26 protein-coding genes are annotated in these 25,868 nt (G+C 56.4%); 21 read left to right on the top strand and 5 right to left on the bottom strand.

The genetic code is table 11. The features are described 5' to 3' along the window. Positions 1 to 5: 5 nt before the first annotated feature. From F0311_RS08420 to F0311_RS08375, 10 genes are all read left to right on the top strand, one after another. Positions 6 to 764 carry a GntR family transcriptional regulator gene (locus F0311_RS08420; protein WP_150461487.1) on the top strand — a complete coding sequence of 253 codons (759 nt, stop codon included), beginning with the start codon at positions 6 to 8 and terminating at the stop codon, positions 762 to 764. 219 nt (positions 765 to 983) lie between these two features. Beyond that, positions 984 to 2,459 (top strand): M20/M25/M40 family metallo-hydrolase, encoded by a 1,476-nt coding sequence (locus F0311_RS08415; RefSeq protein ID WP_150461486.1) that lies wholly within the window; start codon positions 984 to 986, stop codon positions 2,457 to 2,459. Next, the gene (locus F0311_RS08410) at positions 2,456 to 3,649 is read left to right on the top strand and encodes a M20 family metallopeptidase (protein ID WP_150461485.1); all 1,194 of its coding nucleotides are present in this window, start codon (positions 2,456 to 2,458) and stop codon (positions 3,647 to 3,649) included. Before F0311_RS08415 ends, F0311_RS08410 begins: the two co-directional genes overlap by 4 nt. Before the next feature lie 11 nt (positions 3,650 to 3,660). Continuing rightward, positions 3,661 to 4,743, top strand: a complete 1,083-nt coding sequence (locus F0311_RS08405) for a glutamate cyclase domain-containing protein (protein WP_191089826.1) — start codon at positions 3,661 to 3,663, stop codon at positions 4,741 to 4,743. Further along, positions 4,740 to 5,150, top strand: a complete 411-nt coding sequence (locus F0311_RS08400; RefSeq protein WP_150461483.1) for a RidA family protein — start codon at positions 4,740 to 4,742, stop codon at positions 5,148 to 5,150. Before F0311_RS08405 ends, F0311_RS08400 begins: the two co-directional genes overlap by 4 nt. A 59-nt stretch (positions 5,151 to 5,209) precedes the next feature. Next, positions 5,210 to 6,808, top strand: coding sequence for an ABC transporter substrate-binding protein (locus F0311_RS08395; RefSeq protein WP_191089825.1), 1,599 nt, complete (start codon positions 5,210 to 5,212; stop codon positions 6,806 to 6,808). A 28-nt stretch (positions 6,809 to 6,836) separates the two neighbouring features. After that, a complete protein-coding gene (locus F0311_RS08390) occupies positions 6,837 to 7,805 on the top strand; it encodes an ABC transporter permease (RefSeq protein WP_150461481.1) in 969 nt (322 codons plus the stop codon). Beyond that, positions 7,798 to 8,655, top strand: a complete 858-nt coding sequence (locus tag F0311_RS08385) for an ABC transporter permease (RefSeq protein ID WP_150461480.1) — start codon at positions 7,798 to 7,800, stop codon at positions 8,653 to 8,655. The genes F0311_RS08390 and F0311_RS08385 overlap by 8 nt, the downstream gene beginning before the upstream one ends. Next, positions 8,652 to 9,500 (top strand): ABC transporter ATP-binding protein, encoded by an 849-nt coding sequence (locus tag F0311_RS08380; protein ID WP_150461479.1) that lies wholly within the window; start codon positions 8,652 to 8,654, stop codon positions 9,498 to 9,500. Before F0311_RS08385 ends, F0311_RS08380 begins: the two co-directional genes overlap by 4 nt. Then, positions 9,487 to 10,308 (top strand): ABC transporter ATP-binding protein, encoded by an 822-nt coding sequence (locus tag F0311_RS08375; protein ID WP_150461478.1) that lies wholly within the window; start codon positions 9,487 to 9,489, stop codon positions 10,306 to 10,308. Before F0311_RS08380 ends, F0311_RS08375 begins: the two co-directional genes overlap by 14 nt. A gap of 34 nt (positions 10,309 to 10,342) precedes the next feature. Here the strand turns inward: F0311_RS08375 and F0311_RS08370 are convergent, their stop codons facing one another. Next, on the bottom strand, positions 10,343 to 11,818 hold the full coding sequence (locus tag F0311_RS08370) for an amidase (protein ID WP_223881220.1): 1,476 nt from the start codon (positions 11,816 to 11,818) through the stop codon (positions 10,343 to 10,345). Between the two features lie 185 nt (positions 11,819 to 12,003). Between F0311_RS08370 and F0311_RS08365 the strand changes: the two genes are divergently transcribed. Further along, a complete protein-coding gene (locus F0311_RS08365) occupies positions 12,004 to 12,330 on the top strand; it encodes a rhodanese-like domain-containing protein (protein WP_150461477.1) in 327 nt (108 codons plus the stop codon). After that, positions 12,327 to 13,250 carry a prephenate dehydratase gene (pheA, locus tag F0311_RS08360; protein WP_150461476.1) on the top strand — a complete coding sequence of 308 codons (924 nt, stop codon included), beginning with the start codon at positions 12,327 to 12,329 and terminating at the stop codon, positions 13,248 to 13,250. Before F0311_RS08365 ends, pheA begins: the two co-directional genes overlap by 4 nt. 66 nt (positions 13,251 to 13,316) lie before the next feature. Here pheA and F0311_RS08355 read toward each other — a convergent pair whose 3' ends face one another. Then, positions 13,317 to 13,538: a hypothetical protein gene (locus F0311_RS08355; RefSeq protein ID WP_150461475.1), complete on the bottom strand. Its 222-nt coding sequence runs from the start codon at positions 13,536 to 13,538 to the stop codon at positions 13,317 to 13,319. A 383-nt stretch (positions 13,539 to 13,921) separates the two neighbouring features. Between F0311_RS08355 and F0311_RS18815 the strand changes: the two genes are divergently transcribed. Continuing rightward, entirely contained in the window at positions 13,922 to 14,104 is a 183-nt protein-coding gene (locus F0311_RS18815; protein WP_317982584.1) for a hypothetical protein, read from the top strand. 119 nt (positions 14,105 to 14,223) lie between these two features. Next, a complete protein-coding gene (locus F0311_RS18810) occupies positions 14,224 to 14,418 on the top strand; it encodes a hypothetical protein (protein ID WP_317982590.1) in 195 nt (64 codons plus the stop codon). Positions 14,419 to 14,532: 114 nt separating this feature from the next. Here F0311_RS18810 and F0311_RS08345 read toward each other — a convergent pair whose 3' ends face one another. After that, entirely contained in the window at positions 14,533 to 15,654 is a 1,122-nt protein-coding gene (locus F0311_RS08345) for a diacylglycerol/lipid kinase family protein (protein WP_150461474.1), read from the bottom strand. A gap of 43 nt (positions 15,655 to 15,697) precedes the next feature. Here F0311_RS08345 and serS point away from each other — a divergent pair, with 43 nt between their 5' ends. From serS to F0311_RS08320, 5 genes are all read left to right on the top strand, one after another. Beyond that, positions 15,698 to 16,990, top strand: a complete 1,293-nt coding sequence (serS, locus tag F0311_RS08340; RefSeq protein ID WP_150461473.1) for a serine--tRNA ligase — start codon at positions 15,698 to 15,700, stop codon at positions 16,988 to 16,990. 162 nt (positions 16,991 to 17,152) lie between these two features. Beyond that, on the top strand, positions 17,153 to 17,641 hold the full coding sequence (locus tag F0311_RS08335; protein ID WP_150461658.1) for a Dps family protein: 489 nt from the start codon (positions 17,153 to 17,155) through the stop codon (positions 17,639 to 17,641). Between the two features lie 1,500 nt (positions 17,642 to 19,141). After that, positions 19,142 to 20,596 carry an amidase gene (locus F0311_RS08330; RefSeq protein WP_150461472.1) on the top strand — a complete coding sequence of 485 codons (1,455 nt, stop codon included), beginning with the start codon at positions 19,142 to 19,144 and terminating at the stop codon, positions 20,594 to 20,596. A gap of 92 nt (positions 20,597 to 20,688) precedes the next feature. Beyond that, complete coding sequence (locus F0311_RS08325) at positions 20,689 to 21,978, top strand: aminotransferase family protein (protein WP_150461471.1); 1,290 nt, start codon at positions 20,689 to 20,691, stop codon at positions 21,976 to 21,978. 186 nt (positions 21,979 to 22,164) lie between these two features. After that, complete coding sequence (locus F0311_RS08320) at positions 22,165 to 22,773, top strand: TetR/AcrR family transcriptional regulator (RefSeq protein ID WP_191089824.1); 609 nt, start codon at positions 22,165 to 22,167, stop codon at positions 22,771 to 22,773. Between the two features lie 52 nt (positions 22,774 to 22,825). Here the strand turns inward: F0311_RS08320 and F0311_RS08315 are convergent, their stop codons facing one another. Together F0311_RS08315 and F0311_RS08310 are read right to left on the bottom strand one after the other, a co-directional pair. Continuing rightward, positions 22,826 to 24,055 carry an MFS transporter gene (locus F0311_RS08315; protein ID WP_150461469.1) on the bottom strand — a complete coding sequence of 410 codons (1,230 nt, stop codon included), beginning with the start codon at positions 24,053 to 24,055 and terminating at the stop codon, positions 22,826 to 22,828. Positions 24,056 to 24,093: 38 nt separating this feature from the next. After that, positions 24,094 to 24,585, bottom strand: coding sequence for an Lrp/AsnC family transcriptional regulator (locus F0311_RS08310; RefSeq protein WP_150461468.1), 492 nt, complete (start codon positions 24,583 to 24,585; stop codon positions 24,094 to 24,096). Between the two features lie 363 nt (positions 24,586 to 24,948). Here F0311_RS08310 and F0311_RS19020 point away from each other — a divergent pair, with 363 nt between their 5' ends. Continuing rightward, entirely contained in the window at positions 24,949 to 25,311 is a 363-nt protein-coding gene (locus F0311_RS19020) for a hypothetical protein (protein WP_396897428.1), read from the top strand. A gap of 65 nt (positions 25,312 to 25,376) precedes the next feature. Beyond that, positions 25,377 to 25,718 (top strand): hypothetical protein, encoded by a 342-nt coding sequence (locus tag F0311_RS18800; RefSeq protein WP_317982588.1) that lies wholly within the window; start codon positions 25,377 to 25,379, stop codon positions 25,716 to 25,718. Positions 25,719 to 25,868 lie beyond the last annotated feature (150 nt).

Genomic DNA, 25,868 nt, shown 5'->3' with positions numbered 1-25,868 from the left:
GTGGTGTGAACACCACCCGCCAGCCTGCCTACGTCAAAATAGAACAGCACCTCTGGACGCTCCTGGATGAAGGAGCAGGTGTATCTGAACCTATGCCGTCAGAGGTCGATCTGGCCCGAGACTTTGGTGTCAGTGTTATGACTGTTCGGCAGGCCTATAACCAGCTCGTCAGTGCTGGTGCAGTTGTTCGGCGACGTTTCAAGGGGACATGGGCAGCCACGCATCTTACAGATGATCTTGAGAAACTCAGCCCGGAGAGCTACCCAGAGCGGTGGAAACGTCAGGTTCAGGACGTGAAGTCTGAGGTCCTGTGTTTTGATCTCCGACCTGCTCCGCAACATGTGGCATCGCGGTTCGGCGTAAAACCACAAACCTCTCTTGCTTATCTTGAACGTAAGCGATTGGCCGACGGGATTCCCATCGCGTGGGACACGCGTTGGATGCCGGCCAGAGTTTTCGAAGTTGCTTCTGAGGAGGATTTCAAGAGGGCCTCGGTTTTCGCAGCATTGGGTAAACGGGGTTTCGTTTCTTCCACGATGCAGTCAGAGATTTCTGCCCGGCTGGCGGACATGGTTCATGCCGAAACGCTGTCCTGCGATAGACGTGAAGTCCTCTTGGTTCGGCAGCTTGTCTGTCGAAGCTCTGAGGGGACAACTACTATCGTCGGGACATCTCTGTATCCCTCAACTCGCTTCAGCTTCAGCAGCACAACTATCCTGCCTTCTTGGCGGGACGAGTCCGAAGAGGATCGATTCGGGGAATAGTCAGGCGCTATCCGCCTCTTGCTGAGTCGTGGGTGACTCGGCTGCCGTCTCCTGGGCGAGAACCCAGTCTCCTTTGAGGCGCTCTCAAGTAGTTAACGTGTAACAAAACACATCTCTAGAGTTAATGCGCATGAAACATATCTATCTCTAGAGTTAGATCGTCGCATCTTTAACCAAGACTCACTGGAGTTTTGGACTCCATCACTTTCAGAGGACTATATGAGCGCTATCAGCCAAGACGTACGGGCCCGGATTTTCGACAAGATTGATACCGACTTCGACTTAATGGTTGAAAAGCTCCGGGAGTACATTGCTATTCCGAGCGTTTCTGTGGCTAACGACCAGGTGCCTATGGCATCAGCTGCACAATTTCTCGCTGAGCAGTACCGCCAGTTCGGCTGTTCTGAAGTCGAGGTAGTGCCCACGGAAACATATCCGGGTGTATGGGCCTATTACGACGCAGGAGCTCCCGTTACTCTGCTCAACTACACAATGTATGACGTGCGCACTGCGGGAAACTCGGAAGACTGGTCAGCACCTCCTTTTGAGGGGCGTCGTAGCGAAGGGCCTAATGGCGAGGACATTTTCTATGGACGTGGCGCCCAGGTGCCGAAAGGCCCCGATCTCGCGTGGCTGGCGGGACTTCGGGCCTACCGGGATGTGGCAGGCGAACTTCCGGTTAACATCGCTTTCCTAGCTGAAGGGGACGAGATTCTCGGAAGCGCTTCCTATGCAGAACTGCTCCGTCGCTACCATGACCGGGTTCAAGAGGTGGACGGTGTGGTCTATCTGCGTGCTGCTCAAAATCCCGATGGGACAGTTCCTGTGAGGCTCGGTTACAAAGCTTTCATCACTGTGGAGTTGAGGGCTTTGGGAGGGAATTGGAAGAAGGGACCCGCTGGAACTGCTCATGCAGCAGTCCGGACATTGGTAGGGAACCCAGCCCAGCGCCTCGCTGAAGCTCTCACATCCCTGTTCGATGCGGACGGGGAACCCGCCGTCGATGGCTGGAAAAACCTTTTGAAGTCCCTCGAAGTCCCCGAGGCAGACGAACCTCTCGTTGAACGTCTTCTGGCACACTACGCGGAGTCTCCTATTGAGAAGGTGGTTCCAGCGCTTGAGGCTGCTGAAGCGGGCGAGTATCTGGTTACTGGTGACAAGCGGACGCTGCTTGAACGGTATATCTATGGTTCTGCTTTCAACATTCAGGGTCTGCGTGCCGGTTATATGGGCGCGGGTACGCGGACTCACACTATCCCGCATGAAGCAGTTGCCAGGCTGGATGCCCGCCTCATGACAGATGCCGATCCTTCGGTGATTGTGGATCATTTAAGGGCACATCTCGATGAGAAGGGTTTCCCCGACATAGAAATCGACGTACTGAGTGCTTGGCCCGCTTCGCGTATGGGGACCGATGATCCTCTTATGGGCAGCTTTCTGGATACCGTCAAACAGTACGGAGGTGACCCTTTGCTATGGCCCACTCAGGCATATGGTGGGCCATGGTCGTTACTTGTAAGTGGTTACAAGCTACCCGTTGTATTCGGTGTCGGTATTGGGCACGGACGTGGTGTGGGCCAACCAGACGAATACGTCGTGCTGAGGGGCAACGAACAGCAGAACGGTCTGCGGGAGATATCCCAGTTCACTGTCGACTTCATCGCTGAGTATGCGCAACGGGCGGTCACGGCATGAGTGAGCGAGTTTACGCCGCTATAGCGCAGGCAATAGCCCGTCACTGTCCCGAGGCGGAGCACGCAAGTCGTATTATTCATGCCGCTGCGGAGCTGGCGTTCGAGGAACATCAGAGCAGTGCCTTCCTCATTCGCCGCCTGGAGGAAGCAGGGTTTGACCTACAGACACCACTTGCGGGAATGCCTACAGCGTTCAAAGCGGAATATGGTGCTGGAACTCCTCGAATTGCTGTTCTTCTGGAATACGACGCACTGCCTGAGCTTGGTCACGGCTGTGGACACAACCTCATCGCTGCAGGGGGGCTTCTCGCTTCCCTCGCCATCCGCGAGGTAATGGAGGTTCAGGGAGTAACCGGAAGCCTTGTCGTCATTGGCACCCCTGCTGAGGAGGGTGGCGGAGGGAAAATTCTCGAACTTGAGGCCGGGGTCTTTGACGACATCGATACGGCCATGATGTTTCATCCATCAGATCGGACGATCCTCGACCGAAGAATGTACGCATGTCTCCACTACGGATTCCGCTTCCACGGGATCGCGGCACATGCTGCCAAAAATCCCGACCAGGGACGCAGTGCGCTCGCAGCCGCAATACAGTTCTTCACCGCGATCGATTCACTGCGTCAGTATGCTGGCGACAATGCACGATTGCACGGCATCATTGCTAATGGCGGAACAGCTCCCAACGTGATCCCGGAGCTCTCTGAGGTCAAGTTTGTGGTGCGAGACACAACCTTAGAGCGGGCGGAAGCTTTGGCGGAACGTGTCAAGGTTTGTGCGAATGGTGCCGCTATCAGCACAGGCACGAAAGTCGAGATCTCCCAGAGTTCTCTCCCGTATGCCCATCTTCAGAGCAATCAGGTGATGGTAAATCGTTTGCGAACCCATCTGCAGGCTCTCGCATGGGAAATCGAAGAAGCCCGGCCGGACGATAAAACCGGCAGTACTGATGCTGGAAATGTCAGTCTCGCCCTCCCAACCATCCACCCCTTCATTCAGGTGGCACCGAGAGGCACAGCAAGCCATTCACGCGCACTAGCAGAAGCTGCAACTAGCTCTCAAGCCCACCAAGCGATGACCGTGGTGGCAGAGGCGTTGGCAAATCTCGGCCTGGACCTCCTAACCAGTCCCGAACTCCTCGCGGCCACAAAAGATGAATTCCGTACTTACACATCCTCCCCCCTGCCTGCATGAAGGAGCCTGCAATGTCCGAAGAAACTGCAACGAGATTGGTGCTTGAGCGTGCGGTAGGCCAGAACTTAGACCAGCTCATCACCCTCGATATGCGAGCTGACGGGATTACACCCCTGATTTATGCGGCGGCCAGAGATTTGACTGATGAGCCTCTTACTCTGGCAGCAGCCAGGTTTCTGCAGCAGTACAGCGGGGAAGGTGGAGAGACGCTCATTCTCACAGGATTTCGGATTCCTCCCACCGGAGTACCTGAAACAGACGGCATTATGGGCAGTGCTGTCTTGGCGCTTGCGCTATGTGTGGGGCTGAAGTCGACGCCGGTTTTTGTCTGTGAACCAGAAGTAGCAGAAGTTATGGCCCCGACACTGAAAGCTGCTGGTCTGCATGTAGTCAGTTCAGCCCGGGAGGCCCTTCATATGCCTCATACAGCTGCCGTTCTCGCTTGCCCACCGGGGGCTTCGAAGACCGATCTGCTGGACATGGCGGAAAACCTAAGCCCTGATGCTGTCGTCGCGGTTGAACGGCCGGGTGCCAACATCAAAGGTGCTTATCACTTTGCAGGAGGAGCTCCTGTGAAGGATGTGATTGCTCCCATCGATACGCTTTATGAGCGAATGCGAGAGCGCAGCGTTCCCACTTTTGCCATTGGCGACTTTGGGAACGAACTTGGCATGGGGGCGATTGCCGAAACTGTAATCGCAGAGACCCCAGCAGGGGGGAACTGCGGTTGTGGATGCGGAGGGGGCACAGCCAATGAAGTGCCAGCTGACGTAACTCTTGCATGCGCCGTCAGCGACTGGGGTGCATATGCAGTCGCTGCCGCTTTGAGCTGCATTCTTCAAAACCCGAACGTATTTCCAGATGAAGCTAGCTATCGACGTATCACTTCTGCAGCTGTCCTCGCCGGTGCCATTGACGGAACCGCGCGTTTAGCCATCCCAGACATCGATGGGATTCCGGCGTGTTATCACGAGAGATTTATCAGCCAGCTTGCTGAAATCGTCAGCCTGCCCCGACGTCCTTATCTCAACAACATCAACAGGAAGTACCGAGCAAACAAGTGGTTGCAGGACCGCGAGAAGGGAACGCTATGACCGGTATGAAATCTGCCGCAGAAGTCAACATCGTCCAATACAGCCCTGCGGACCGTAGGTCACCTAAAGGCGCGTACAGCGTAGCCATCGGTAAAGACTCTTTGGTTTTCGTCTCTGGGCAAGTTGGCACGCGACCGGAAACTGGGGAACTCGCCGGAGAGGATGTGGCTGAGCAGACTCGTCAAACTATGAACAACATTCAGTCGGCGCTGCAAGCGGCGGAACTTAGGATGGAATCCATTGTTAAGACCACGGTCTACATCACCCGTCCAGAGGACCTAGGGGAAATGGATGCTGCATACCGTGAGTTCTTCACAGGTATCTTCCCTGCTCGTTCTGCCGTCACTGTTGCCGCCCTGGCTCGGCCAGATTTCCTGGTCGAGATCGATGCCATCGCCACTCGATGACTCATTCCATCACATATGACAAATCACCTCCGCCCTATCTGAACCACGAAGGATCACTCATGTCACTCGCAACTAATCGCATTTCCCGACGGGTCCGCCTTGCGTCATTGGGCGCTGCAACTGCTCTGCTCGTGAGCTCCTGCGGATCATCACCCGAGAATGGTGAAGAAACCCAAGGAGGCGGCACGCTCGTTGTCGCCGTTTCCTCAGAACCGCCCTCACTGAACCCAATGACGAGCCAGACTCTCGCTACTTGGTATGTCAGTAACCAAATCCTCGACACGCTGATCACATACGATGAGGACTTCGAACCGGTCCCTTCCCTCGCTCAGTCATGGGAAGTTTCTGACGATGGCACTGTCTATGAGTTTGAACTTGTTGAGGGTGTCACATGGCATGACGGAGAACCTTTCTCAGTAGATGATGTGATTTACACCTTCACAGAAGCTGGTCCCGAGTACTCGAACACCTACGACCTTGTCATGGGCGATTTGTCGAGTATTGAAGCAACTGGAGAAAACACCATCGAGTTTGTGTTCGATGAGCCAGTCGGTGCTTTCATGTCTTACCTGGGTGATCCCAATTTCTCGATTCTTCCACAGCACATCTTTGAGGATGCCGAACTCGCCACTGATGATGCGAATATGGCAATGATTGGTACAGGTCCTTTCAAGTTCGCGGATTGGGATGAAGGACAGCAGATCCGCCTCGAGCGCAACGATGACTATTGGGATGCCGGCTTGCCGATTGCTGATGAACTGATATTCCAGGTGATCAGCAACCCCAACACTGCTGTCTCCGCTTTAGAGTCCGGTGAAGTTGACATCGCTTTGGCCATGATACCCCCAGTCAATGCCCAGGAGCTGGAACAGAACGACTCGATTGAGACCACGGCGCCCTCAGTTATGGCCCGCACACTGAACCTTTGGTTTAACCTCAGAGAAGAACCCTTTGATGATCAGCTGGTCCGCGAGGCAATTAATATCGCAATGGACCGCCCCCGGATGGTTGACAATATCGCCTTCGGCCAGACAGATACCGCCCGTGGTCCTATCGGGGTTACGTCTCCCTATTTCAACGAGTTACTCCCAGAAATCGACCGGGATCTTGATGAAGCTGAACGTCTTCTGGATGAAGCGGGGTATCCGCTTGAGAACGGCTCACGCTTCGAACTATCCATTCGAGTCTCCTCGAATAACGACCAGTTCGTCAGCACTGCAGAGATTATCCGTGAAAACTTGGCTGATATAGGCATTGCTGCACAGGTGGATGCAGCTGAAAACACGACCACCCTTGACGCAATCTTTGGCGACTGGGACTTCGATGTAGCTGTGTATTCCATGCCGCTGGGGCCAGAGCCTGCTCTACAGCTTCCCGCCTGGCTTGGTGAAGCAGGCATCAATAACGCGTACTTCTCCAATGCTGGCGGCTACATCAACGAAGAGGTGGATGAGCTTACAGCCGAGGCTTCCAGGACCGTGGATCCGCATGAGCGCACAGCAATCTACGCAGAAATTCAAGAACTCATTATGGAAGATCTTCCACTGGTTCCACTGTGGGAACCTGTCTTCATCACAGGTTACTCTGCTGATTCGGTCAACCCTTTTCCCGCTCCAGACGACAGATACTTGAGGTTCGTTGAGACTGGACGCGAGTGACCACTTCATTAGATAAGGAGCATATGACATGAAAGGAACACTCCTGTTCCTGCTCCACCGCTTGATGTGGGCAGTTCTTGTCTGCCTTGTCGCCGTTGTGCTCATTTTCCTGCTCATCCGCGTAGCGCCCGGAGATCCCATCGGGGTGCTCGCGGGTGAGCAGGCCACGCCGGAGTATCAAGACAGACTGCGTGAGCAGCTCGGGCTGAATGAGCCGGTTCTGACGCAGCTATGGCTTTACCTTGGTGCCCTCCTCCAAGGGGATCTTGGTTACTCTTTTGCCTACTCTCAGCCAGTGAGTTCGCTCATCGCCTCGCGGGTATTCCCCACTCTCCTCCTCATGGGAGTTACGCTCATCGTCGCAGTCATTATCGGCGTATGGGTGGGTGCCTGGGCTGCGGTGAAACGAGATTCACCTGTGTTTCGCGGCACTAGCATCCTTGCTGTCATTGCGTACAGCCTGCCCGCCTTCTGGGTTGGGCAACTCCTGGTGCTGGCCTTCGGTGTTCGGCTCGGATGGTTTCCCACTATTGGTATGAGTAGTATCCGGTCACTCGAAGGTTGGGACCTCATTCTCGATATCGCGTGGCACCTTGCCATGCCTGTAGCCACCCTAGCTGCTGCAGAAGTAGCGCTCATTTCGCGCCTCACGGAGAGCGCTATGAGAGAAGTGATGGAGTCAGATTATATTGTCGCGGCTAAGGGGAAGGGCCTAAGCCAACGACAGATTGTTTACCGGCACGGGTTGCGGAATGCCATGCTTCCAGTGATTACAGTAGTGGGCTTAGAGCTCGGTTGGCTGGTGGCCGGTTTCGTGGTGGTTGAAACAGTCTTCAGCTGGCCAGGTCTAGGTACTCTCACTTTCAACGCGATTCAAGCACGAGACTTCCCTGTCATCACCGGGCTGTTCATCGTGATCACTGTCTCAGTGGTGCTTGCCAACCTTTTGACAGATCTTATTTATCTCATTGTCGACCCAAGGATCCGCATTGACTAGCCCCCTCCTTGCCAAGTCATCATGGAAACAGGCTGCTCGGCCGCCCATTCAGCCGGGCGCAGCGCTCACTATCGGACTTGTCCTCATAGGGCTGGTTGCAGCAGCGGCGATATTCGCGCCTTTCCTCACCCCTTTCGATCCCCTGAGAGGTGACAGCTCAGCCCTTCAAGCACCGCAGTCGGAACATCCTATGGGGACTGACAACCTCGGTCGGGATGTCTTCTCCCAGGTGGTCTATGGGCTGAGATCGTCGCTGCTTGTGGGGGTGGCTGCGTCCGCTATCTCGCTCATCGTTGGTTCAATCGTGGGTTCCGTGGCCGGCTACGTTGGCGGTACGACCGACACAGCGTTGATGCGGTTCACAGAGATTGTGCAGGTCGTGCCTCGTATCTTCCTAGTGATCCTCACGGTGGCGCTCTTCGGCCAGAATCTCTGGGTAACGACGGCAGCCATTGGTCTCACAAGTTGGCCACCCCTGGCTCGGCTTCTGCGCGCTGAGTTCTTAGCTCGGAAAGAAAGTGAATATGTCGCCGCTGCCCGAGTCATGGGTTGTTCTCCTGTATGGATTATTTTCAGAGAGATCCTTCCCAATGCAGTGTCACCACTTATCGTCACTACAGCGTTGAATGTGGCGACTGCAGTCTTGCTTGAGGCCTCGCTCTCGTTCCTCGGACTCTCCGACCCCAACGTCGCAAGCTTGGGGCGAATTCTGCAGAGCTCTATCGGCTTCATCTCGGTGGCCTGGTGGATGAGTGTCTTTCCCGGGATCATGATCGCGTTGATAGCACTCGCGATGAACCTAATCGGTGAAGGCGTGGAAAAGTCATTTATGAAGCGGAGGGTGTCATGATAGAAACTCCACTACTTGAGATCAAGGGTCTCACGGTTGAGTTTCCTTCCTTGCGTGAGACGGTGATCGCTGTCGGCAACGTTGATATCACCATCGGTTCCCAAGAGAGGGTTGGGATTGTGGGGGAATCAGGGAGTGGGAAGTCAACGCTCGCTATGGCCTCCATGGGGCTTCTCAGAGCCCCAGGCCACATTGCCCGAGGCGCTATTTCCTTCAAGGGACAAGATCTTGCCACTGGTAACCTTGACGACCAACGTAAACGACGCCGCAGGAATATGGCTATGGTCTACCAAGACCCTTTCACCTATCTGAATCCACTGATGCGTATAGGTGATCAAGTAGCGGAGTCCATTGCTGTAGGACGCAAACGCCGTAAGCCAGAGGTCAAAGCGGCCGTTGTGCAGGTTCTTGAAGAACTGGGTTTAACGCCTGGTAAGCAGATCGCCCGGAAGTACCCGCACCAACTGTCAGGAGGACAGCGACAGCGTGTAGTTCTGGCTATGGCACTTGTCGGAGAACCGGCTCTAGTGATCGCTGATGAACCAACGACAGCGCTTGATGTGACCGTACAGGCCCAAATCCTCCGGATTCTGTCCCAGAGCATTTCAAGTCGGGGTGCAGCACTGCTACTCATCAGTCATGACCTTGAAGTAGTGCGCTTGCTTTGTGATCGAATCTACGTGATGAAGAATGGCGAAGTCGTGGAATCAGGGTTGACCAGTAACATACTGGAGAATCCCCAGCATCCCTACACCCGCCAGTTGCTTGTTTCTAGTCGACGAGAAGATCTTCTGGCATCGTCGGTGCCGCATTGGGAACGAGGAGGGTCAAATGAGCCTGCTTGATATGTCCAACGTGACGAAGGAATACGTGGTCGGCTCACTCCTTGACGGAACGCGCGGAGTGTTCAAGGCCATGGATGACGTCACTTTCAGCATCGGTCGGGGAGAGATTGTTGGCTTGGTTGGGGAATCTGGGTCTGGCAAGAGCACTACGGCCCGAATTGCTGCCGGATTGCTCGCGCCCTCTTTCGGAGAAGTTGAACTGCTGGACCATCCCATCCACAGGCGAAGATTGCCGCGCAAACTACGTGTTGACCTCGGGTTCATCTTCCAGAATCCATACGGCTCGCTGAATCCGCGTCGGTCCATTGGTGCTTCAATTGCTCTACCAATCCAGCTCCATCGAAAGTTTACGGCGCAAGATGTCCGCAAAGAGGTCCTGGATCTTCTTGACCGTGTGGGCTTGACCCCAGCGGATTCGTACATCGAAAAGATGCCAAAGGAACTCTCCGGAGGACAACGGCAACGCGTAGCAATCGCCCGCGCCATTGCCCTGAAACCGAAACTCCTCATTGCTGATGAACCGGTATCAGCGCTCGACGTTACGATTTCTTCCCAAATACTCAACCTGCTCACTAGCATCCAAAGTGAGATCGGATCAAGTATTTTGTTCATCAGTCATGACCTTGATCTCGTATCTCGTCTGTGCAATTCAGTCTTAGTGATGAATCGTGGGAGGATAGTGGAACGGGGAGACGCCGCGATGGTTTTACGCCAGCCCCAGGATGAGTACACAAAACTGTTAGTTGAATCAATGCCTACTCGCCTGAATAGGACAGCATTGGAATCGGGAAGCTCCCCGACGAGCTGATGGGGGAGCTTTGATGGTACGTAGGGCTATGGACTCAATCCCGCAACAGGGTGGCTGCCAGGGCCAGCAGCTGCTCCTCGGTGCCGGGTTTGCCGATCAGCTGCACCGACCAGCTCAGCCCTTCTGTGTCGGTGTGCACCGGAACGTTGACAGCGGGCAGGCCGAGCACATTGACTACTGAGCTGTACGGAGTGAACCGGCACTGTTCGATATAGTTCTGCTCCGGACCCAGTCCGGCGAACCAGCCGATTTTTGGCGGAGCGGCGGCCAGCATCGGGGTCAGCAGCACATCCCAGGGGCCGAAGATCTCCAGCGCATGGTCGGAGAACTCCTGCAGAGAAGTGATTGCCACCTGGGTCTGCTCCGCAGGACGGGATCGTGCCAGCTCCACGAAGTACTGGGTGAGCGGCTCCATCTGTTCAATCTGGTGCTCGGCGAATCCCAGCTGACCTAACCGTGCGGTCCACAGCGTCTGGAAGTTCTGGTGGTAGTCCGGGCTCCAGAACCTCTCCGCTCCGGTGAATTCCACCGAGCCCTGAATATGATGTCCCTGCGCGGTAAGAAGGGAGATCCCCTTCTCCACGGCCACCACCGCCTCCTCGGAAAGCACAATGTCCAAGTCGGGGGAGAAGGGCGACTCCGTAGTCACTCCCACTAGGAGCGGTTCCGTCCCAGAATCCAGAGCATCACGCACCACACGCTGGGCGCTGCCCCTGGAGCCAGCCCGCTGTCCGGCCATCACGTCGAAGAGCAGGGCGGCATCCTCCGCGGTGCTGGCGATGGGCCCCGAAGTGACCAGATTCCGCACTGAGGGAGAGGCATCGTCATCGGGGATCCTGCCCCGCCCGGGCCTCAGGCCCACCAGACCGCAGGCGGCAGCCGGGATCCGTACTGAGCCGCCTCCGTCATTGCCGGGGACGAAGGGCAGAATCCCCGCGGCTACCGCAGTGGCGCCGCCTCCGGTAGAACCCCCTGAGGTTCGGGCGATGTCCAGCGGGTTCCGGGCCGGATCGCCCAGCTGGTTCTCCGAATAGCAGGGCAGTCCGAACTCAGGGACCTGGGTCTTGCCCACGCTGATCGCCCCGGAACGGTGCACAGTGCGAGCCAGTGGGGAATCCTTGGCCGGCACCATCGCCGGTGCAGCCTGAGTTCCGAAGGTCAGTGGAAGACCGGCCACCGGCACCAGGTCTTTGAAGGCGGTGGGCAGGCCCACCAGGGGTGCGGTAGATGCCAGCTGTTGCAGCGTCGTCGTTCTTCTCAGTGTCTTCAGGGTGGCATCTTGCTGCTCCGCCCGGGCCAGGGCAAATTCGGGGTCCAGGTTCAGGAACGCTCCGAGTCCGCTCATGGTTGCCGCTGCGGTCAGTGCGGTGGTGGTCAGCTCCACGCAGGAAACCTCGCCGCGCAGTACTGAGTGGCGCCATTGGTCTGCGGTGGCGGCGCGGAAATCAGCCATAGTCAGGTCAGTGGTGTGTTCGGACTTGGGCTCCGGGGCTGCGCTGACCTGATCCATAGACTCACTCTATGGAATATCTGCGGCGTCCGCAGACTACTGAGCATCATCGGCGCTAATGTGGAAAGAGAGCCAGCGGGCCTCTGAGGTCGGGACCTGCACAAATGCGAAGTAGTATTTGTGCGAGCCATGTCAGGCAGGGACCCGGCTCAGTACGTAGTAGTGAGACGGGAAGCGAGCGAACGATGTCAGACTTCGAGACAGTACCTGCAGCCCATGTGCCGTCCAGTGCGGCGGTGCTGGATGTGCGCGAAGCATATGAGTTCGAGGTGGGGCACGCCCCCGGTGCGGTGCACATCCCGGTGGACGATATCCCGGCTCGGTTCGAGGAGCTGGATCCGGATGAGGACTACCATGTGATCTGCCGGACTGGTGGGCGCAGCGTACAGATCGCCGGCTGGCTCACCACACAGGGGTACTCCGCGCTCTTTGTGGCCGGCGGCTATGACTCCTGGATCATTGCTGGAAAGCCCCTGGAATCGGTCACCGGTGAGGAGCCCCGGATCCTGTGAAATACGCCTATCTGGGACCGGCCGGAACCTTCACCGAAGCCGCCCTGCTGAAGATGCCCGGCGGGGCCGACGCTGAGCGGGTGCCCGCTGCCAGCGTGCTCTCCGCCCTGGCCATGGTGGAGAACGACGACGTCCATGCCGCCGTGGTGCCCATTGAGAACTCGGTGGAGGGCGGGGTCACTGCCACCCTGGACGCTGTCTCGGTGGCGCACAACCTGCACATCACTGCCGAGGCTCTGGTGCCGATCACCTTTGTGCTGGCCTCTGCCAAGCCTAAGGAATTGGACGAGATCCGTTCGATCACCACCCACTCCCATGCTTGGGCTCAGGTGCGGAAATGGGCGGAGGCCACACTGCCGCATGCCGAGTACCGATCGGCCTCATCCACAGCTGCTGGGGCACACGGGCTGAGGAGTGAATCGCCAGCGGCAGATGCCGCGATCTGTGCGCCTTTAGTGGCCGAGCAGCTGGGGCTGCATGTGATCGCCCCTCAGATTGAGGATGTCCCTGGGGCGGTGACCCGGTTTGTGCTGGCCTCGAAGCCTGGCCCGGTACCGGTGCGGACCGGGGCGGATAAGACCACGGTGATGATTCCGCTGCCCGAGGACCGCCCGGGCGGACTGATGGAGATCCTGGAGCACTTCGCCACCAACGGGGTGAATATGTGCCGGATCGAGTCACGCCCCACCGGCTTCGGGATGGGTGACTACTACTTCTCCATTGACCTGGAGGGACATATCGCTGAGGCAAGGATCGCCGATGCGTTGGCAGGTATCCACCGGATCTCACCCAAGATCAGGTTCCTGGGCTCCTACCCTAGAGCTGACGGAAAACCCCAGCAGATGGGCCCGGAGGTCTCCGAGGAGGCCTTTGCCGCCGCTGCTGCGTGGATCGCCGGTTTGCGGCGAGACACGCACTAAGAGAGAGGCGGCCAGAGGCCCGGCAGTCCTCGTCCCACCGGGCCGAGGCTGTGGGACGAGGACTGATCAGAACTGGCGGGGGAGCAGCAGGCGCTCGGCGATCGCGGCCTCGCGCCGATGCTCTCTCTGCTGGCGCTGTACGTGAAGCGCGGCAGTGGCCCGAGACTGTTCAAGGGCGGAGTGCTCTTTATCCGCGGCAGCTTCGGCCCATGAGGCCAAGGCTGCAGAGAGCGCCAGCGCCGCGCGCTGCAGCAGGCTGTGCCTGCGGATGCTTATTATCGAAGACATGACAATTCCTTGAACTGAAAAAGGGCATAGTTGACTACGGTCAAACAGCCCGAGGAGTGGACACTAATAAACCGCGCGACAGGTTATGGTGATTCAGCGGTGGCTGACTTCAGTCAGAGAGCCAAGTGGGGCTCCAGCTGGAAAGGGTCGTGCAGTGCGAAAATAAAGGAGAGTGAGAGCTTCCCGGAAGAAGAGGCCTTAGCCCCGCTGGGTGCTCAGCATAAGACCGAAGCAGAGGGGCTGAAGGTTCGCTGTTGCGGCGCTTTCAGAGATCCGCAGCACATATGCCGGGTTCATCGTCTCTGTGATTTTCATGGTGCCCCTCCTTTCAAAGGCTCGGTCTGTACATTGCTAAGAAATAAGTTACCACAAGAATTGTCTGCGTGCATGTCGAGAATTCCAAGTTGCCGAAATATTTCGTGAGGATTCTTGGTCGTGCGGTGGTGGTCGGGTTGTCCTTCCGTCTGTTGCTGCCGCCCGACGGCCCGTTCGACGGAATACTCACCGGCTTCGGTTGGGTCGGTCAGAAGCCGTTCTGGTTGGCTGACCCCGATCTGGACTTCTGAACAGTATTTGCGGTCTTGACCTGGAAGTACCTGGGCTTGGCGGTCATCCTGATGCTTGCCGGACTCCAGGGTATTCCCGGTGAGCTCTACGAGGCCGCTGCCTTGGATGGGGTCAGCTGGTGGCAGATCCAGCGGCGGATCACGGCAACAGTCATAACCAGGTGGGATACGGCTCCGCAGCCGCGGTGGTGTTGTTCATGGTCTCCCTGGTCATCGTGCTGATCTACCAGTGTTTTGTGCTCCGCCGCGATATGGCGGAGCGGTCACCGCAAGGGAAGGGAAATGACCGCCCCAGCCGTTCCCGCAGTCACTGACAGCACCCCGATCAGGACTGGGGTTGCTCTTCCCGGTCTCAGTGGCGATGCTGCCGGCCATGCTCTTCTTCACCCTGGCCCAGCGGCGCATCGTCTCCGGTCTGACCGGAGCAGTTAAGGGTTAGCCGGAGAGGGGTCGTCCAACACTTCGGTGGAGACTCCGTTGACCACCAACGACGACGAGGCCACACGGGCGGTCACGCTGATCACCTCGCCGACAGCATCACCATCGATCTGGAAGGGCATCGGCTCAGCCATGGTCAGCCGTCCGGTGCGGGCCTGCCGGACCTTCATCACCGGGATGTCGGTGGAGGAGCGCAGCGCGGTCTTGGCCACCACCCGTGCCCAATCCAGGGCGTGCCGGGGGGTGAACAGGGCGACGTCCATATGGCCGTCGTCGAACTTGGCCTCTGGGATGAGCCGGATGCCGGCCTGCAGAGTGCCGCAGTTGGCCAGCAGCACCGAGCGGATTCGGTACGTCTCCGGATCGGCGTCGTCGAGCCTCACACCTACTGTTTTGCGCGGTCCCAGCACATGGCGCAGCCCGGCCTCCCCGTAGGCCAGCCAGCCGGCGTGAGTCTTGAGCACCTCCCGGGTGTCCTCCATGACCTCGGCGTCCAGGCCGCCCCCGGCGATGACCAGGCTGATCTCCTGATCGGTGCGACCGCCGGGTCGCTGCAACCTCAGATCCAGTGTGTCCACCCGGTGGCCGGTGCCGTGGATCGCCTCGGTCACACAGGCGGGCAGGTCGTGGTAAGGCAGCCCGATATTGCGGGCGAACAGATTCCCAGTGCCCAGCGGCACCACTCCCAAGGCCACATCAGTGTTCACCAATTCGGCGGCCACTGCGCGCAGTGTGCCGTCCCCGCCGGCGGCAATCACTACATCGCATCCGGCATCCACTACACGCCGGGTCATCACATGCCCGGGGTCCTCGGCGGTGGAGGCCATGATCAGCGGGTCCGGCATCCCGGCCGCAGTGCAGGCTTCGTGCACCAGCTTGACCACCTGGTCGGCGTTTTCCTTGCTCACATTGACTACAACGCCTACCAGCCGCTCCTCCGGGGACTTGGGATGGGCTGCCACCAGGGCGGTCACCTCGGCCTGCTGCTCCAGATCGGCAACCCGCCGCCTCAGCCCCCGGACCCGGGTTCCCTGCGCAGCCACCACGATCAGCAGTACCGCGGCCACAGCCATCGCTGTAACGACCAGCCAGCTGTAGTCCTCTCCGTTCATACATAGAGCCTATATGTGGCTGAGGCGTACTAGTGTTGTTCCTGTGATTGACATCAAGGACCTTATCGCCGAACCAGAGAAGTACCGAGCAAGCCAGCACGCCCGCGGAGCCGACGCCTCCGCGGTGGATGCGCTGATCGAGGCCTCTGAGGCCCGGGCTGCTGCGATCACACGGTTCGAGACCCTGCGCGCGGAGCAGAAGGCCTTCGGCAAGAAGGTGGCTAGGGCGCAGGGTGAAGAGAAGCAGGCCCTGCTGGCCGAGGTCAAACAACTGGCCGCCGATGTCAAAGCGGCAGAGGCAGCCGCCGACGCCGCCCAGACTCAGTTGAATGCCCTCACCAAGTCTTTCCCGAACCTCATTCACGATGGTGTGCCGGCAGGCGGCGAGGAGGACTTCGTCACTCTGCGCCACGAGGGAACCCCGCGTGACTTTGCGGCAGAGGGCTTCGAGCCCAAGGATCACCTGGCGCTGGCTGAGGCATTGGGCGCCGTGGATATGGAGCGTGGCGCCAAGGTCTCCGGTGCCCGGTTCTACTTCCTGAAGGGAATCGGCGCCCGACTTGAGCTGGCGATGATGCAGATGGGCCTGGAGCAGGCGGTGGAAGCCGGGTTCACTCCTATGATCCCCCCCACCCTGGTGCGTCCAGAGACTATGGAGGGCACTGGATACCTCGAGGCGCACGACGACGTGTACCACCTGGAACGCGATGACCTGTATTTGGTGGGTACCTCTGAGGTGGCCCTGGCTGGTTACCACGCTGAGGAGATTCTGGATCTGAGTGAGGGCCCGCAGCGTTACGCCGGATGGTCCACCTGCTACCGCCGTGAGGCCGGCTCGCACGGGAAGGACACCCGCGGCATCATCCGCGTCCACCAGTTCAACAAGCTGGAGATGTTCGTCTACTGCTCAGCTTCAGTCTCCAAGACTGAACATGAGCGGCTGCTGGCCGCCGAGGAGCAGATGTTGGCCAAGATGGAGCTGCCCTACCGGGTGATTGACACCGCCGCCGGCGATCTGGGTCTCTCCGCAGCCCGGAAATTCGACTGTGAGGCCTGGGTCCCCACCCAGGGCACATACAGGGAGTTGACCTCCACTTCGGACACCACCACCTTCCAGGCTCGTCGGCTGAATATCCGTGAGCGTACGGTCCAGGCCGACGGTTCCAAAGGTTCTACCCGCCCAGTGGCCACTCTCAACGGCACCCTGGCCACCACTCGGTGGATTGTGGCCATCCTGGAGAACCACCAACAGGCCGACGGCTCAGTGCGCGTGCCCGAGGCCCTGCGCCCCTACCTGGGCGGTCTGGAAATCCTTGAACCAGTGTCCAGCAAGTAGTCAGGTATTGCTCACCTTCGCTCGATAGTCAAGAGACTAGGAGTTCTGAGAGCCGCCGGTAAGGCAAGCCAATACTTGCTGGCGGGAGTTTTTCTGAGTAACTAAGATTTAGGCATGACGCCGACAGAGTGCCGGCGCATTGACTTCGAAGGAGTGTTGATGATGAGCAAGACCGCTGACTACACCGTTCCCGGCCTCGGCAAGGACTCTGGCGAGGAGATCGCCGGCCTGCTGCAGGACCGCCTGCACGCCCTCAACGACTTGCACTTAGTGCTCAAGCACGTGCACTGGAACGTTGTGGGCCCCAACTTCATCGCCGTGCACGAGATGCTCGATCCCCAGACCGAGCAGGTCCGCGAGTTCGCCGACGAGATTGCTGAGCGTATTGCCACGCTGGGAACCGCGCCCTCCGGCCTCTCCGGGGAGCTGGTCTCCGAGCGCAGTTGGAAGGATTACCCCCTCTATAAGGCATCCGTGGGGGACCACCTGACCGAGCTGGATAAGGTCTACACTGGCCTGCTGGAGGACCACCGTCAGGTGCTCAGCAAGGTGGGCAATATCGACCCGATCACCGAGGACATCCTCATCGGCCAGGTCAAGGAGCTGGAGCTGTTCCACTGGTTCATCCGTTCCCACCTGGAGCGCGCTTGAGCCGGCGATCCGCTGCACTCGGCTCGGTCACAAGGCTTCTCGGCCTTGCTTCCCTCGCTTCCTTTGCAGCTCATCCCGCTCAAACACGCTCGTAGAGCGTAGAGAGCACGACGACGCCCGATTGAGTCGAGTGCAGACCGGCACCCGTGCCGAGTTTGCCGAGGCGATTGAGGAGCGTGAGCGAAGCGACGCCCGGGTTGGGTGGGTTTGACCCACTCGCCCGGGTGTTTGCGCATTCGCTGATCTTTCTAAACTTGGTGGTGCGGTGGGAACTTGGGAGGCGAGAATCTCCCCATTCCCGTGGTGGAGCAAGGCGGGTTGGATGTGGGCTTACCCTGACGCGAGCTCTGGTGTTCCTTTCATCTCATATCTCGCCACATAGCTGGGTGAGGAAGTTGTAGTGCACTCGAGTGGCGTGAGGTTTAGCGGCTGCAGCCTTGTGCGCTGATCAGAGCTTTGCCGGGCCGTGGGCGGGAAATAGAAGTCTGCCAGCCACTTGGAGAAGAGGGCTACCGGCGCCGGGGAATTTGACCGTCCCTTAGTGACGGAGTGTCTTCGCGTCGGTACAGAACGCATCAGCTAGTCCTTTCGATAAGTGGGTTCCTTAGGGACTGTCTTACGGGGCTGGCCGATAGTCGAGGTAGAAGAGCGTCTGGCTGAGTGTATGAGTATATTCGGAAGATTTGCATCGATATCGATGGCGCAACCTGATTCATCTGAATCCAGAGGTGTGAGTATATCCAGTTTAGAATCCAACAGCGCTGGGCCTATGAAGTGGCCAGACCGTTTCGAGAGCCCGTCGTATAACTAAGGTGCCGGGTCCTGTTAGATATATGAATTGTAGCTTCGTAGCACTCTATTCTCTCAAGATATCTCTGTAGACACTGCGTAAGGCTGAACACGCGATTATGGGAGGGGAACCTAGTGTGCGCGAGCTGGTGAATCTCGGCGGCTATACGAGAAAGCCACGGAAGACGATCCTAGTGTCACTCAGTGGAAGCCCTTGCGCCACTCTTGCTTTTGCACTGGCTAGGTGAATTTCGTCACAATCTAAGAAGGTTTCCCCACAGTGTGCAGCCAGAGCTTCACCCACAGCGGACTTTACAGACCCTGCAACTTCTATAACGATGACATAGTTCGTAGTGATGTGTGACATGTGAGCCCAGCTTCTCGAAGTTCAGATTTAACAATTTCCCGATTGAACAGTGCCATGTGGTCCTGTATGTGCTAATCTCAAGACCACTATATTTCGTTCGTTCGAAATAAAATGAAAGAGGTGGATCGCCGCACGATGACATTTTCGAAGGTTGAGGTCGAAGGTGTCGAGCGGGGGGAGTGTCCCTCTCCTGGATGGGTGGTTACCTCCTGTAGATCTCGTTTTATATCTCCAATAAAGACGTTAAAAATAGATGATATAATCTCATATATAAATGTTTAAAATCTAATATTAATGATTTCTGTAAATATAGCCGCACCTGATATGAGGCAGGAAGCACCAGCATGACAGAGAAACTTACTTCACTAACTGCTAACGAGTTAGCGCAGCACTATCGTTCCAGAGAGTTGTCGCCGGTAGAAGTGACAGTTGCCGTACTGGAGCGAATGGACGCGCTGGAGCCGAAGATTAACGCATTCTTCACTCGGACGGACGACTACGCGGTAGAAGAAGCGCGAGCTTCCGAAGAACGGTTCTCCAAGGGAGAACACATCGGCCAGATGGACGGAGTCCCTTACTCAATCAAGGATCTTGAGGCGACGGCTGGTATCCGGACTACCGGCGCGGACCCTCGTTATCGCGACCGCATACCAGACTACGATACCGCGGTTGTGCAGCGCCTCCGGAGATCTGGCGGAGTTCTTCTTGGGAAGACTTCTTCTTCCCACATGGGATATAAAGACTCACCAGATAACCTGCTGTTCCCCTCCACCGGAAATCCCTGGAATCCGACTATGAACCCTGGCGGATCCTCAAGTGGTGCTGCGGCTGCCGTAGCAGCGGGCTTTGGACCTATCAGTCAGGCCGCAGACGGCGCTGGATCGATTCGCATACCTTCCTCCCTCTGTGGAGTTGTGGGCATCAAGCCAACGGTTGGACGAGTGCCGCTGTGGCCGGCAGTCACGTACTTCGGAACGACTACGCATAATGGCCCGATTGCACGCACAGTTGCGGATGCAGCGTTGATGCTCGATGTCATGGCAGGGGAGGATCCTCGGGATCCCCTGAGCGCTCTTCCCACACCACCCCAGGCATACTTGGCGAGTCTCAGCGACGCCAGTCAGCTCATGGGGAAGGGGAAAGGTAGGCAGTCGATACGAGTCGGGATTTCTCTGGATCTGGGATATGGCGTGACTAGTTCTTCGGTCGCCTCTACAGTGCAAGAAGTAACAGCACAAATCGCTGAGGAGCTCAACATTGAGGTTATTCCCCGGGATCCAGGCTGGGACGATCCGGGCCAGGCGCAGGAAGACCGCTGGGCTGCGCGAATGGCAGCTCAGTTCTATACAAGGATGAAAGAGGCCCCAGATGAGTTCGAACCAATGTTCCGAGAAATACTTGAATACGGTGCATCTCTCAGTGCTCTAGATGTGATGGCAGCTGAGACTGTTCGGGCGGATATATGGAACGCCTTAGGAGAGGTTTTCTCAGAAGTTGACTACCTCATCACCCCAACAATGCCTATGACAGCGTGGCCCTTACACACCTACCCTGAGGAAGTCGAGGGGAACGCTCTTCCAGGTGGCGGCGTGCTGAGACGGGCGTACATGTGCTGGCCCTTTAACTTCGTTGGGAACCCGGCCATATCAGTACCTTGCGGACTAGATGAGCAGGGCTTGCCTATCGGTCTACAGATTGTGGGTAAGCACAATGACGAGATTGGTGTACTGCGGTTGGCCTCCCTGTTTGAGGAGCGGATCGGTTTCAGGGTTGAGCCGGCACATACCCCAGTGGTGTAAGTCCATGCTTCCGCACATTGCAAAAGCGAATTAGATCTATCAAAAAATAAGAAAATATAAATTTTAAACAATTAATAAAATCATTAAGGAGAATGATGTCGGGCATCATCCCAGCGATGTGGAGCGGGCAGGCACATATGCCCTCCATTATAGGTCGTCAACTAGTGATATCTCGGGCGGAAGGATCCTATATCTTCACTCGTGAAGGAAAGAAGCTCTTTGATGCCTCCGCAGGACTTTGGTACGCCAATATCGGACATGGCCGCGCAGAGATGGCTGAAGCTGCAGCAGAACAAATGAAGAACCTTGAGACATATCACGTGTTTGGTAGATTTGTGAATGATAAAGCACTTTTGCTCTCAAATAAACTAGCGAGTGTATCGCCAATCGAGGATGCCAAGATTTTCCTCACATCAGGTGGTTCTGATTCCGTCGATACGGCCATGAAGTTGGTTCGGAGGCATTGGCAGGTGATGGGAAAACCTGAGAAGAAGATCGTCCTGAGTCGGGATCAAAGCTTCCATGGACTGCATGGTTTCGGCACTTCGCTCGCCGGCCAAGATTTCAATCGAGTGGGATACGGAACGCCATCACTCGTACCTGAAACGGCGCAAATCTCCTGGAATGATCTTGAGTCTGTTGAGAAGTCGGTACTGGAGATAGGAGCTGAACGGGTAGCGGCCGTGATAGTTGAGCCGGTCATTGGGGGTGGCGGCGTACTCGCAGCTCCGGATGGTTACTTTCAGGGACTCCAAGAGCTCGCCAGGAAGTACGAGTTTCTCTTCGTCGCAGATGAGGTCATAACTGGCTTCGGCCGTACAGGGAAGATGTTTGCCTCGCAGCGCTATGACCTCCGACCAGACATGATCACCATGGCGAAGGGTTTGAGTTCCGGATACCTACCTATCGGAGGAGTGATGATTTCGCCAAGAATCTGGAGGAACTTCTTTGAGGGTGACGATGCTCCTACTTTCCGTCATGGTCTTACCTACGGTGGTCATGCCACGGGTTGCGCAGTGGCATTGAAGAATCTCGAGATTCTCGAACGCGAGGGGCTTGTGGAACGAGCGGCAGAACTTGAGAAAGTGTTGGCCGATGCATTAGAGCCATTAGCAGAACACTCTCTAGTAGCCGAGGTTCGGGTTGAGGGGTTGATGGCAGCCGTTCAGCTCACAAGCAAAGCTAATGCACAGGCGATCAGCGATACCCTTATCGAGACGCACGGGCAAATCCTTCGCCCACTGCCAGATAACTCATTGCAGATGAGTCCACCCTTCGTATCGACTCCGGATGAGCTAAGGGGGCTCGCGCAGTCGATTACGATTGTGCTCGAGGATCAGGCTGTCTCTCAGTCATCTTCTAGCCTGACTGCAACCGCATGATTGCGGTTTAGTACAGCCAGTAGGGGGTTAGGTGACATGATCTGAGGATGGAGCCAAGTCATCGAGGTTCTTCACCTAGTGACGGAAGTAATACCGAAAGAATGATCTATGCTGGATTTCCAGATATGATAAATGGCTACGTTCCGCTGTGGAAGAAGCCCGAGCTCGACAAACTGGAGACCTAGGATGCCGAAGATTGTCGATCATGAAGTTCGGCGGCAGGAAATCATTCACGCGACTATGCGTGTCATTCAGCGTGTTGGTGTCGAGAAGACCACCGTTAGGACCATCGCTAAGGAGACTGGCTATTCGGCAGGTGTGCTTGCTCACTATTTTAAGAACAAGGAAGAAATCCTCGCGATGACGCACTTGGCGGCCTTTCGCCAGGTACAGATACGAACTAATGAGATCATCGACTCCGCAGTTGAGTCTGAGGAGTCGATTGAAGTTATCCGCATCGCCTTGTATGAGGCCTTACCACTTGACGAGCTGCGCATTCTTGAAGCCCATGTAGATGTTAGTTTTTGGCCGCAGGCCATTCTGACTCCTTCACTACGGGAGATTCGCACTAAAAGTTACCTTCAGAGACACGAAGAATGGCGCCAACGATTCAAAAAACTTCGAGAAGCTGGAGTAATACGTTGCAAAGAAACTGATGTAGATCTCGCTGATGAAGCGAGGATGATTATTGATTCTCTTTCAGTGCAAGCGCTGCTTCATCCGAAGCATATAACTCCGGATAAACAAAAGCATATTGCAGAGAATTTTCTCTCTAGAATTCAGAGAGATGGATAAATTTCGGTGTAAATCTGCATACTAAGGGATTCAGATAATCTCGATGCGAAACCTATTTTCTTTGTTTTCCGGCGATAAGTGCTGTGATTAGGCTGAGAAACATGGCTGCTGAGAGCAAAACCATACCGGTGGGGTATCCTGCGGACGTTTCAGATAGCCAACCGATCAAGGCAGGGCCTCCGGCGCGTCCTGCCGCAATTGCAACTGCTTGCAAGCCCATTAGTCGCCCGAACTGGGGCCCACTATACCAGTCGCTCATAATAACAGCGCGGAGTGGCATGAACGTACCGAAGAGAAGACCGAAGATGACGAAATGTCCGATCATCTCCCAGTTCTCAGTACCGCGGATCGTGAGCCATACGGCCGGCATGACGAGAATAACCATCAAGATCCAAAGTGGTAGTGGTGTATACCTATTGGCGAGAGTTGGAAGGAAGAATCTCGCAGGAAGACTAAGTAGACCAACCAGCCCTGCCCACCAACCAAGAGTCGCTGTATCAAATCCTGTGGCTTCAAATCTAGATATTCTGTGCACGTTGAATGTGTCCATAACACCTATTGCTAATGTGACAGAAACAGTTATAGTAAGGAACCCGCGGAAGTTCTGGTGGCGATGATCATCGGATGATGCCGTGCCTCGATGCGATGGGGGCTCGGAGGGATAGTTGTTGACCCAAGTATGTGGATAAGTCGGTGCTACCCGAAGGGCCCAGCCGGCAGTAATCAGTGCTACTGACACTGCACTCATGCCTAAGATCACGGCAGTCCAGCGCCAGTTAAATTGATCAACCATCCATGCAGTGGCTGGGATAAAAGCCGGCCCAGTGAGCCCTACGACGACGGTAAGCAGGGCGGCGGCCCGGTTCCGCAACGTGCGTGGGAACCATTGTTGTATCGCGACGAAAGCAGGCTCGAAAAGCACCATTGAACTACCTGGTCCTATGAGAACCCACCACGCAGCGAGAATGTGCCACTCCCTTGTGCTGAATGAAAAGGTTATGAACCCGACTCCCACGAGAATTCCGCCTGTTGCGGTGAGGAATCTGATTCCGTGACGATCGGCGTGGCGGCCAACACTAACGGCAACGACTGCACCGGTGAGCACTGAACCCGAGTACGCTAGGGATAGTAGCGTTACTGAGTACTCGGACCCAGCGGCATGAGAAGTGATGAGCACCGATGTGCCGTACATTATGGCACCAAAATTCACTCCTATGCTGATTGCAAGCCAGTAGACGAGCCGCCTGAAGTGCTTCGGCGATGGCCGAGCCCGTTCAACCACGATCTGTTTCCTTGCGCAGACTCCTAGTTCTCTTCGTGCTACAAGACAGGGAGATCACCTCGTGCGGTGTGATGTTCGAAAATGAGATTGGTTTCAGCCAGTGCAACGGCGGGATCCGGCGACAGATTCTTCAAGACGAACTTGCGAACGTAGTCGACATTCCGAGCTCTTATATCAATCAGAAAGTCCTCAGTGCTGCCAAGAATGGAGAACTGGAAAATCATTGGTAGTTGCTGTAGTTTGCCGACCGTCGTCTTCATAAGCTGTCCGGACCCAGGATGGATTCGGGCGCTTACCAGCGCCTCAAAAAAGTCATAGCCTAAAGCTCCGTGGTCTATCTCCACGGTGAATCGGGCAATTACACCGCGCTGATGCAGCGCACGAACCTTCGTTAAACATGCGCTCGGAGACAAGTTCACCGCAGGCGACAAGGCTGTGTATGAGATTCGTGCATTGTCCTGCAGTTCGCTTATAGTTCTCCGACCTGTCAGATCTAGGGCTAATAGCGGATCTTGCAGTCTTTCAGCCATGGTCCTCCTCAAATGTGGATATAATCTTTAATTATGTCATATGTTCGAAATAAAAAACACATCGGATCGAAGGCTGCATATTTAGAGGCAGGCTAGTGGCGTCTAACTGTCATTCGATGGAGAAACCATGCGTATCGGGATACCCGCAGAAGTGAAGAGTCATGAATACCGTGTAGCTATTAGTCCTGCTGGGGTTTAAGCACTTGTCAGCCAGAGGCACTATGTGCGTATTGAAGCAGGAGCAGGTGAGGGCTTCAGTGATCATGTCTACGCGTAGGCAGGCGCTGAAGTGGTAACCGGTGCGGTGTGGGCTTGGGCGGAAGAAATGGTGGCCGAAATCAAGGACCCCGTAGAGTCTGAGTATTGCTACGTCAGACATGGTTTGGTGCAGCTCGTATATTTGCACCTCGCCGCCGACCGGAACTCACCGATTCTCTGCTTTCTGCCGGTACAACCGCACTTGCTTACGAGACAATTCAGACTTCGGACGGGACGTTGCCATTGCTTGATCCGATGAGTGAGGTGGCGGGTCGCCTTGCGGTACTTGAGGGAGCAAGTCATCTGCGCACAACTGGGGGCAACGGGACTCTCTCTGCTCGTGGCCTCCCTGGAACCGGCAAGGGCAGGGTGTTGATCATTGGCGGAGGAATCGCTGGCGAGAATGCAGCTAACGTTTCCCTAGAACTGGGAGCTGACGTGACAATACTGGACATAATCAATTCCTAGACTGCGAGAACTAGACGCGCGGTTCGCGGACAGGGTTAGAACCCAAAGTCGCCTCGGCCTTTGACATTGCCGAGCAAGTCAAGCTTGCAGATGTCGTAATCGGCGCTGTACTAGTTCCCAGGGCGGCCACTCCACGGCTGGTCTCCGATGAAAAGATCGCGACGAGGAACTGTCTTCGTGGATATCCCAGTGGGCCAAGGGGGCTGCTTGGAGGGGGCCGTCCGACCATCTATGACTCGCCAACCTTTCAGGTGCATGATGCCAAATTCCATTGCATAGCGAATATGCCGGGCGCTGTGCCGCTACGTTCACTCCTGCATTCACTAACGCCACACTTCCTTACCTACTCAAGATTGCAGCTGTGGGATGGGAAGAGAGGCGATGAGAACGGTCACAGCGATTCGTAGAGGGCTAAACGCGCCCAATGGAAAGCTGTTCAGTCGCGGAGTCGCACCAATTGGAAGCTCATGGTCGGCTAGCTGCGGAGCTCGGAGCTGCAATGTGCTCAGCGTGGACCTGGTGTCCTGTAACGGAGGTTTAACGTGAGCGCAATATAT

Source organism: Nesterenkonia ebinurensis, assembly GCF_008711175.1.
Lineage (GTDB): Bacteria > Actinomycetota > Actinomycetes > Actinomycetales > Micrococcaceae > Nesterenkonia > Nesterenkonia ebinurensis.
Note: the sequence above shows the minus strand (reverse complement) of the source record. Positions and strands in the feature narration are given on the sequence as shown.

Bases quoted from the DNA above. Each gene is read 5' to 3' on its own strand.
- F0311_RS08415 (WP_150461486.1), top strand. From the start codon at position 984: ATGAGCGCTATCAGCCAAGACGTACGGGCCCGGATTTTCGACAAGATT.
- F0311_RS08410 (WP_150461485.1), top strand. From the start codon at position 2,456: ATGAGTGAGCGAGTTTACGCCGCTATAGCGCAGGCAATAGCCCGTCAC.
- F0311_RS08405 (WP_191089826.1), top strand. From the start codon at position 3,661: ATGTCCGAAGAAACTGCAACGAGATTGGTGCTTGAGCGTGCGGTAGGC.
- F0311_RS08400 (WP_150461483.1), top strand. From the start codon at position 4,740: ATGACCGGTATGAAATCTGCCGCAGAAGTCAACATCGTCCAATACAGC.
- F0311_RS08395 (WP_191089825.1), top strand. From the start codon at position 5,210: ATGTCACTCGCAACTAATCGCATTTCCCGACGGGTCCGCCTTGCGTCA.
- F0311_RS08390 (WP_150461481.1), top strand. From the start codon at position 6,837: ATGAAAGGAACACTCCTGTTCCTGCTCCACCGCTTGATGTGGGCAGTT.
- F0311_RS08380 (WP_150461479.1), top strand. From the start codon at position 8,652: ATGATAGAAACTCCACTACTTGAGATCAAGGGTCTCACGGTTGAGTTT.
- F0311_RS08375 (WP_150461478.1), top strand. From the start codon at position 9,487: ATGAGCCTGCTTGATATGTCCAACGTGACGAAGGAATACGTGGTCGGC.
- F0311_RS08370 (WP_223881220.1), bottom strand. From the start codon at position 11,818: ATGGATCAGGTCAGCGCAGCCCCGGAGCCCAAGTCCGAACACACCACT.
- F0311_RS08365 (WP_150461477.1), top strand. From the start codon at position 12,004: ATGTCAGACTTCGAGACAGTACCTGCAGCCCATGTGCCGTCCAGTGCG.
- F0311_RS08355 (WP_150461475.1), bottom strand. From the start codon at position 13,538: ATGTCTTCGATAATAAGCATCCGCAGGCACAGCCTGCTGCAGCGCGCG.
- F0311_RS08345 (WP_150461474.1), bottom strand. From the start codon at position 15,654: ATGAACGGAGAGGACTACAGCTGGCTGGTCGTTACAGCGATGGCTGTG.
- F0311_RS08335 (WP_150461658.1), top strand. From the start codon at position 17,153: ATGAGCAAGACCGCTGACTACACCGTTCCCGGCCTCGGCAAGGACTCT.
- F0311_RS08330 (WP_150461472.1), top strand. From the start codon at position 19,142: ATGACAGAGAAACTTACTTCACTAACTGCTAACGAGTTAGCGCAGCAC.
- F0311_RS08325 (WP_150461471.1), top strand. From the start codon at position 20,689: ATGATGTCGGGCATCATCCCAGCGATGTGGAGCGGGCAGGCACATATG.
- F0311_RS08320 (WP_191089824.1), top strand. From the start codon at position 22,165: ATGCCGAAGATTGTCGATCATGAAGTTCGGCGGCAGGAAATCATTCAC.
- F0311_RS08310 (WP_150461468.1), bottom strand. From the start codon at position 24,585: ATGGCTGAAAGACTGCAAGATCCGCTATTAGCCCTAGATCTGACAGGT.